The following is an 8,358-nucleotide window of genomic DNA, read 5'->3' as shown; positions in this document are numbered from 1 at the left end:
ACCGTTGTGTGGGTTCTTGTATTGTTTGACCTTGCGCGCGCGCTTGGTGCCGGTAGTTTTGGCGGCAACACGTGGCGCCTTAACTTTCGAGTCCGCTTCGGCGGCGAAGTAGAGCGCGTAATGTCGATGGTGGACTCCGTTCTGCTGCTGGTCGACGCGCAAGACGGCCCTATGCCGCAAACCCGTTTCGTGACCAAGAAGGCCTTCGAAGCCGGTCTGAAGCCGATCGTCGTGATCAACAAGGTCGACCGTCCGGGCGCGCGTCCTGACTGGGTTCTGGACCAGATCTTCGACCTGTTCGACAACCTGGGCGCCACCGACGAACAGCTGGACTTCAAAGTCGTCTACGCCTCGGCCCTGAACGGCATCGCCGGTCTGGACCACACCGAAATGGCCGAAGACATGACCCCGCTGTACCAGTCGATCGTCGACAACGTACCAGCGCCAAGCGTTGATCGTGACGGTCCGTTCCAGATGCAGATCTCCGCTCTGGACTACAACAGCTTCCTGGGTGTGATCGGCGTTGGCCGTATCGCTCGCGGTCGCGTCAAGCCGAACACTCCGGTCGTCGCCATCGACACCGAAGGCAAGCGCCGCAACGGCCGTATCCTGAAGCTGATGGGTCACCACGGTCTGCACCGTGTGGACGTCGAAGAAGCTGCAGCCGGCGACATCGTTTGCATCAGCGGTTTCGACGAGCTGTTCATCTCCGACACCCTGTGCGACATGAACACCGTTGAAGCGATGAAGCCACTGACCGTCGACGAGCCGACCGTTTCCATGACCTTCCAGGTCAACGACTCGCCGTTCTGCGGTAAAGAAGGCAAGTTCGTGACTTCCCGTAACATCAAGGAACGTCTGGACAAAGAGCTGCTGTACAACGTTGCACTGCGCGTTGAAGAAGGCGACTCGGCCGACAAGTTCAAGGTATCCGGCCGTGGTGAGCTGCACCTGTCGGTTCTGATCGAAACCATGCGTCGCGAAGGCTTCGAGATGGCTGTAGGCCGTCCTGAAGTGATCATCCGCGAAGTGAACGGCACCAAGCAGGAGCCGTTCGAAAACGTGACCATCGACATCCCTGAAGACTCCCAGGGCAAGGTCATGGAAGAAATGGGTCTGCGTAAGGGCGACCTGACCAACATGGCGCCGGATGGCAAGGGTCGTGTACGTCTGGAGTACAACATTCCAGCCCGTGGTCTGATCGGTTTCCGTAACCAGTTCCTGACCCTGACCAACGGCGCAGGCATCCTGACCTCGATCTTCGATCGCTACGACACCATGAAGTCCGGCCACATGTCCGGCCGTCTGAACGGTGTTCTGGTTTCGGTTGAAACCGGCAAGGCCCTGACCTACTCCCTGGAAACCCTGCAGGCACGCGGCAAGCTGTTCGTCGAGCACGGCCAGGAGATCTACAACGGTCAGATCGTCGGTCTGAACAGCCGCGACAACGACCTGGGCGTGAACCCAACCAAAGGCAAGAAGCTCGACAACATGCGTGCTTCGGGCAAGGACGAAACCATCGCCCTGGTTCCGCCGGTTCGTTTCACCCTGGAACAGGCCCTGGAATTCATCCAGGACGACGAGCTGTGTGAAGTGACTCCGAAGTCCATCCGTCTTCGCAAGAAGATCCTGGACGAAGGCGAGCGTACCCGCGCTGCCAAGAAAGCCAAGGCTAACTAAGCCCGGCTGAACGAAAACGCCCCCGGTCGCAAGGCCGGGGGCGTTTTTTTTGGTCCGCGAAAAAGGTGCGTGGCACTTGTAGCTGCTGCCGAGCCTGTGAGGCTGCGATCGGCTTGGGCGGCATTCCGACGCAGCAGTCGTAAACCATGCGACGCGGTATGCCTGAAACACGGCGGTGGTTGGATTGCGGCTGCTTTGCAGCCGATCGCAGCCTCGCCGGGGCTCGGCAGCGGCTACAAGGGCTACGTGGGGCGCAGGCCTGGGGTCAGAAGCGTTCCAGGGTCCGGCTACTGGTGTTGGTCGGGCGTTCCAGTGGCTTGGGCTTGTAGGCGCAGTAGCCTGGGCGCGGGCCGATCTTCGGGTGGTTGCGGCAGGTGTCCGGACGCTTGTCATAAATGGTGCACAGGCGGCTCTTGCGATCCAGATACAGGCAGTCGTTGTTGCTCATGCGCTGCAGGGTGAAGATCTCGGACTTCTGGTTGTAGCGTTCGACGATGCCTTCCTTCTGCAGGCGCTTGGCGATGTTCTTCGCCGGCTCGCCACGCTCGAACTCGTCGACGATGCCGATGCGGATCAGGTCCTTGATCTTGACCTCCACCGGCAGGGTGCAGCAGCTGGACATGCAGGAGCCGCACATGGGCGCGGAGTATTTGGCCCAGGTATCGAGTCGGTCGATTTCCGCGGCGGCGATCAGGTTGGACTTCATCAGGGGGGGCTTCCAGCGTGTGTATCAGGGCGCGCGATCATACCGGGACTGGTGGAATTTTGAACAACCATTTAACGGAATTTACGCCTGCCCTCGCTGGTTTTTTGGGTCACCTGCTTTACGACAGCCTGAGCAACCTCGGGCTGCTGGATGTGGCGTTCGGCGGTGCTCAATACGGCGCGCATGGGCTGGTTCTCTTCGGACCGGACTATTGGTGAATAGGCCGTGGAGATCTGGAAGGGGCTGGACTGACTGCCCAGGGAAAAAGCCGGAACTGTGCGCAAGGCCCAACGTTTGTTGGGCCTTGTCGTTATACTGGCGGCGCTTTTCAGCGTCCGGGCGGTGCCTTTTGGCCGGCGCCCGGCTTCCAATCGAAAGGAACGCTTCGCCGCTCCGTCAGCGCAAGCGTCAACGCAGTTGTACCTGTCCGCCAGTGGACTGCTTAGGGATATCGACACATGCAATGGATGTTCATGGTGTTGGGGCTGGTGCTGGGCTGGATCGTTGAAGAGTCTTTCAGCGATGCCCTGATCGGCGCCTTGCTGGGCCTGGTCATTGGCCTGGTCGTTCGTTTCGGCGCCTTGCACAGGCAGGTCGCCGACCAGCACCGTGAGCTGGAACAGGCGAAGCAGGCCCTGGCCACGCTGGGCCAGCGCCTGGCGCAACTGGAGGCGCCCGGCGGCCCGGCTGCCGAGCCCGCGCCAGAACCCCAGGCCACCGCCAGCAGCGCGCCGGCCCCCGAGGCCGCCACCGGCTTCACGCCGGCGCCCGAGCCGACCTTCAGTCTCGATGAAGTGCAGCCTGCCGAGCCGGCGCCAGCGGCCCCGGAGCTGGTCTGGGAGTTGCCTGCCATGGCAGCGCCGACCGAGGCCAGCCAGCCATTGCCGGACTCGGTCTGGCAGCCACAGTCGCCACCATCACCGCCGCCCCGGGAGCCACGTCAGCCCGCCGCCCCCGTGCCCCTGGAGCCGAATCTGATCGAGCGCGCCATCAGCGGCGCGCGCAACTGGCTGTTCGGCGGCAATACCGTGCTGCGGGTCGGCGTGCTGCTGTTGTTCCTTGGCCTGGCCTTCCTGCTGCGTTACGCCACCGAAGGCATGGTGGTGCCCCTGGAGCTGCGCTACGCCGGGGTCGCGGTCAGCTCCCTGGGGCTGTTGGGGCTGGGGTGGTGGTTGCGGCGGCGTAACAGCAGTTATGCCCTGATGCTGCAAGGCACCGGCATCGCCGTGCTGTACCTGACGGTGTTCGCGGCCATGCGCCTGCACCCGTTGCTCGACCCTTCCGCGGCCCTGGGCCTGCTGGTGGCGGTGACGGTGTTTTCGGCGATCCTGGCCATCACCCAGGATGCCCTGGGGTTGGCCGCCGCCGCGGCCCTGGGCGGGTTTGCCGCGCCGATCCTCACCTCCACCGGCGCCGGTAACCATGTGGCGCTGTTCAGCTACTTCGCCATGCTCAACGCCGGCATCCTGGCCATTGCCTGGTTCAAGGCCTGGCGCCTGCTCAACCTGATCGGTTTCGTCGGCACCTTCGGCATAGGTGCTGCCTGGGGGCTGCGTTCCTATACCCCGGAGCTGTTGTGGAGCACCGAGCCGTTCCTGATCCTGTTCTTCCTCATGTACCTGGCCATCGGCCTGCTGTTCACCCGGCGCAAGCTGCTGGAGATGCGCGATACGCCGGCGGACGACAGCCGCCAGGCGCTGCTGCACTGGTCCGCGCGCAAGGGTGATTATGTCGACGGCAGCCTGCTGTTCGGTCCGCCGCTGGTGGGCTTCGGTCTGCAACTGGCGCTGGTCCGGCATCTGGAATTCGCCGCGTCCTTCAGCGCCCTGGCCCTGGGCGTGATCTACATGGGGCTGGCCCGGGCGTTGATGGGCGGCCGGGCCCTGCTGCTGGGTGAAACCTGCCTGGCGCTGGGGGTGGTTTTCGCCAGCCTGGCCATTCCCCTGGGCCTGGATGCGCGCTGGACCAGTGCCGCCTGGGCCGTGGAGGGCGCCGGGATCTTCTGGCTCGGCCTGCGTCAGCAGCGTCCGTTGGCGCGGGCGTTCGCCTTGCTGCTGCAACTGGGCTCGGCCCTGGCTTTCCTCCGTGAGCTGCACCCCGGCGACAGCAGCCTGCTGGACGGTGCGCCCTTGGGCGCGCTGTTGCTCGGGGTGGCGCTGCTGTTCAGCTTCGACCAGTTGCGGCGGGCGGAGAAGTCCTTGCCGTTGAGCTGGGAGCGGGACATGGCGCCGACCCTGGCGGTGGTCGGGCTGGGTTTTCTGTATCTGCTGGCGCCGTTGTTCTTCTTCACCCAGGGCACGGCCATCAGTTGGGCCCTGGCCGGGCTGGCGACGCTGTTCGTCGGCCTGCGCCTGCAATCGCGGACCTTCCTGTTCACGGCATTCGCCATACAACTGCTCGGCGGCGCGCTGTTCCTGATGCGCCTGCACGGCGCGGACGGCGAGGCCGGTGCGGTGCTCAGCGCCGGCTGGAGCGGTCTGCTGAGCGCCTCGCTGATCGGTCTGGCACTGATCGCCGGCATGCTGGTGGCGGCTCGCGACGACATGGTGCGTAACGACCCGCGGCTGTTGCGAGGCCTGTCGGTGGTGCTGCTGGCGGGGCTGATGCTGATCAACCTGGCGGTGCTGTTCGTCCTGCCGTGGAGCACGGCGAGCGGGGTCTGGGCGGTCAGCGGCCTGCTGATCATCTGGCTCAGCCTGTACCTGCAGCAGCGGGCGAGTTTCGTGTTCGGCCTGGTGCTGCAGGTGATTGGCGGCAGCACCTTCCTGCTGGCCGGTTCGGACTGGTTCCTCAGTGGCGTCGAAGACGGTGCGCGGCCCCTGGCCAACGGCGACTTCTGGACCCCGATGGCCCTGGCCCTGGCGGCGCTGGTGGGCGCCTGGCGCCTGCAGCGGGGCAACCATGGCGCGGTGTTCGAGGCCTTGAACCTGGGGCAGCTGTCCGACCTGTTGCTGGCCTGGGGCGCGTGCTGGTGGGCCTTCACCTGGCTCAAGGAAGTGCTGCGCTTCGCCCCGGCGCACTGGCAGGCCAGCCTGCTGTTGCTGGCCGCCGCGGCCAGCGCGCTGCTCTGCGCGTTACTGGCGCTACGTTTGCAATGGAAGTCCCTGGGCCTGCTGTGCAGCCTGCTGATTCCGGTGGGCGCCCTGGTGCTGCTGGCGTCCTGGACCGCGCGTTATCACCCGGCGGCGGATCTCGGCTGGCTGGCCTGGACGCTGCTGTTCGCCGTGCATTTCTTCAGCCTGCGACGCCTGGCGGCGTGGTTGCCGGCCGGGGTCCTGAGCATTGCCCATGTGCTGGGTTGCTGGCTGCTGCTGGGGGTGCTGGCGCTGGAGCTGCGCTACGCTCTGCTGCTGTTGTCCGAGCAGTACAACGCCTGGCGCTGGTTGGGCTGGGCGATTCTGCCGAGCCTGTACCTGGTGTCGATGGCGGCGCCCCGTACCTGGCCGTGGCCGGTTGCCGCGTATGCCCGGGAGTACCGCCTGTACGCCGCGCTGCCCCTGGCGGTGTTGATGCTCGGCTGGTTCTGGCTGGCGAACGGCTTCAGCGACGGCAGCGCCGAGCCGCTGCCTTATCTGCCGCTGCTCAACCCCCTGGAGCTGGGGCTGCTGTTCGCCTTGTTCGGGGTTTATGCCTGGTCCCGCAGCGCGCTGCAGGAACTGTCGATCCGTGCCGAGCTTGCACAACGTGGCACGCAGGTGGCGGCGGGGGTTTCCCTGTTCGCCTTCTTTACCGTGCTGGTGATGCGGGCGGCCCATCACTGGGGCGCCGTACCGTTCCACCCGGATGCGTTGCTGGAGTCGATGCTGGTCCAGGCCGGGCTGTCCATCGTCTGGACCCTGATGGCCCTGGGCCTGATGATCGGTGGGCACCTGCGCCATCGTCGCGAAGTCTGGCTGATCGGCGCCGCACTGATCGCGGTGGTGGTGGCCAAGCTGTTCCTGGTGGAACTGAGCAACCGTGGCGGGCTGGCGCGGATCGTCTCGTTCATCGGGGTGGGTGTGCTGTTGCTGGTGGTGGGCTATTTCGCCCCGTTGCCGCCCAAGCGGGCCGAGGCCGAGGTTGAGCCTGGGGCCGGCAAACCATCGAATGAAGGAGTGTCGTCTTGAACCGGAAGTTGAACCTGGGCTGGTTGGGGGCCTTGGGCCTGTGTGTGGCGCTCTCCGCCATGGCCCAGGACAAACCGGGGGACTTCAAGTCCCTTGTGCCGCTGAGCCTGAGCGGCGAAGGCCCCTGGTATCGCCTGGAACTGCCGTTGGCGGTGCAACTGCGGGCCAGCCAGACCGATTTGCGGGACATCCGCGTGTTCAACGCCGCCGGCGAGCCCCAGGCCTATGCCCTGGTCCGCCAGCAGGCGCAGACCACCGAGCAGCGCAGCTTCAGCGAGGTGAAGTGGTTCCCGTTGTACGGCTCGGCGCAGACCGGTGACGGAGCCCCCGGGGTGCGGGTCCAGGCCACGACCAACGGCACCCTGGTGGAGGTGCAGCCTTCCACCCGGCGTGAAGACGAGGGCGCTCTGCGGGGCTGGTTGCTGGATGCCAGCGCGATCAAGGCGCCGTTGCAGCAACTGGTGCTGGATTGGACCAGCGAGCGCGACGGCTTCCAGCGCTTCAGCATCGAAGCCAGCGACGACCTGCAGCATTGGCAAGCCTGGGGCGAAGGCCAGGTGGCGCGCCTGTCGTTTGCCGACGAACGGATCGAGCAGCACGAAGTGGCGTTGCCCGGGCAGTCGGCGCGCTACCTGCGCCTGTTGTGGAACACGCCGCAAGCGGCGCCGCAGCTGACTTCCGCGCGGTTGCAGAGCAGCACCACCAGCAGCCTGCCGTCGCCCCTGGTGTGGTCGCAGCCCTTGGCGGGCAGCAGCGCCAGGACCGGGGAATACACCTGGCAGTTACCCATGGGGCTGAACGTCGAGCGGGTGCGGGTTGCCCTCAGGCAGGCCAACAGCCTGGCGCCGGCGACGCTCTACGGCCGTCGGGAAAGCAGCCTGCCGTGGCAGGCCTTGAGCCGCGGCCTGCTGTATCGCCTGACTCAGAACGGCCAGGACGTGCAGCAGAACGAACTGCAATTGCCGGGGCAGACCGTGCAGCAACTGAAGCTGGTGGTGGACCCGCGCGGTGGCGGCCTGGGGAGCGAGGCACCGAGCCTGGAGTTCGCCGTGCGGAGCACGCAACTGGTGTTCCTGGCCCGGGGCGAGGGGCCTTATACCCTGGCCCTGGGCAACCCGACCGCGACCGCGGCCAACCTGTCCCTGAGCACCCTGATTCCCGACTACGACCCGCAACGCCTCAAGGGGCTGGGCCAGGCCAGGGTCGAAGAGGCGACGCAAGCGGGAGGGCTCGTCGTCAGCCCGTCGGCCGCTGCGGCGAGCGGGCCCGACTGGAAGAAGATCGGCTTGTGGGCGGTGCTGCTCCTGGGTGTCCTGGCGCTGGCCGGCATGGCATTCAGCCTGCTACGCAAGCCGGTGGCCAAGTCCTGATCGCGGTGGCGAGGGGCAGGCCCCCTCGTCACAAATGCGACTACGCTGAAACCGGTGCCTGAACTCTCTCTGCCAGTTCCCTGTCTGAGAGGAGGAAATGCGCCCCGACTCGCGTTAAACTGCGCGGGTTTTTAGCCCCCCATTCCTCCGGAGCCTTCCATGTCCCGCGTTACCCTGAGTCGCTATTTGATTGAGCAGACCCGCAGCAACAACACTCCTGCCGATCTGCGCTTCCTGATCGAAGTGGTGGCGCGTGCCTGCAAGGAGATCAGCCACGCCGTGTCCAAGGGCGCCCTGGGTGGCGTTCTGGGCAGCATGGGCACTGAGAACGTCCAGGGCGAAGTGCAGAAGAAGCTCGACGTGCTGTCCAACGAGATCCTGCTCGAAGCCAACGAATGGGGCGGCCACCTGGCCGGCATGGCGTCCGAGGAAATGGACAATGTTTTTCTGATCGGCTTCGTCCTGTCGGGAGACGATGTTGAGGTTGCCTCCCACC

The 8,358-nt window shown here is 65.4% G+C and carries 4 protein-coding genes and 3 pseudogenes; 5 read left to right on the top strand and 2 right to left on the bottom strand.

The annotated features are described in order from the left end of the window. Window positions 1-99: pseudogene (locus tag ACQKQA_RS28850) on the bottom strand (H-NS histone); the annotation flags it as partial. Between ACQKQA_RS28850 and typA the strand changes: the two are divergent. Continuing rightward, window positions 97-1,680 (top strand): annotated as a pseudogene (gene typA, locus ACQKQA_RS28845) (translational GTPase TypA); the annotation flags it as partial. The pseudogenes ACQKQA_RS28850 and typA overlap by 3 nt on opposite strands. 265 nt (window positions 1,681-1,945) lie before the next feature. Here typA and ACQKQA_RS28840 read toward each other — a convergent pair. After that, on the bottom strand, window positions 1,946-2,389 hold the full coding sequence (locus ACQKQA_RS28840; RefSeq protein ID WP_173655882.1) for a YkgJ family cysteine cluster protein: 444 nt from the start codon (window positions 2,387-2,389) through the stop codon (window positions 1,946-1,948). A 56-nt stretch (window positions 2,390-2,445) separates the two neighbouring features. Between ACQKQA_RS28840 and ACQKQA_RS28835 the strand changes: the two genes are divergently transcribed. The 4 genes and pseudogenes from ACQKQA_RS28835 to ACQKQA_RS28820 all read left to right on the top strand — a co-directional run. Then, complete coding sequence (locus tag ACQKQA_RS28835; RefSeq protein WP_427564603.1) at window positions 2,446-2,604, top strand: hypothetical protein; 159 nt, start codon at window positions 2,446-2,448, stop codon at window positions 2,602-2,604. Window positions 2,605-2,844: 240 nt separating this feature from the next. After that, complete coding sequence (locus tag ACQKQA_RS28830) at window positions 2,845-6,492, top strand: DUF2339 domain-containing protein (RefSeq protein ID WP_427564602.1); 3,648 nt, start codon at window positions 2,845-2,847, stop codon at window positions 6,490-6,492. Next, on the top strand, window positions 6,489-7,862 hold the full coding sequence (locus ACQKQA_RS28825) for a DUF3999 domain-containing protein (protein WP_427564601.1): 1,374 nt from the start codon (window positions 6,489-6,491) through the stop codon (window positions 7,860-7,862). The genes ACQKQA_RS28830 and ACQKQA_RS28825 overlap by 4 nt, the downstream gene beginning before the upstream one ends. Before the next feature lie 159 nt (window positions 7,863-8,021). Then, a pseudogene (locus ACQKQA_RS28820) lies at window positions 8,022-8,358 on the top strand (hypothetical protein); the annotation flags it as partial.

This window comes from Pseudomonas sp. NPDC089530 (assembly GCF_050280705.1).
Classification (GTDB): Bacteria; Pseudomonadota; Gammaproteobacteria; order Pseudomonadales; family Pseudomonadaceae; genus Aquipseudomonas.
Note: the sequence above shows the minus strand (reverse complement) of the source record. Positions and strands in the feature narration are given on the sequence as shown.

Excerpts from the sequence above, each read along its gene's own strand:
- ACQKQA_RS28830 (WP_427564602.1), top strand. The coding sequence starts at position 2,845 with ATGCAATGGATGTTCATGGTGTTGGGGCTGGTGCTGGGCTGGATCGTT.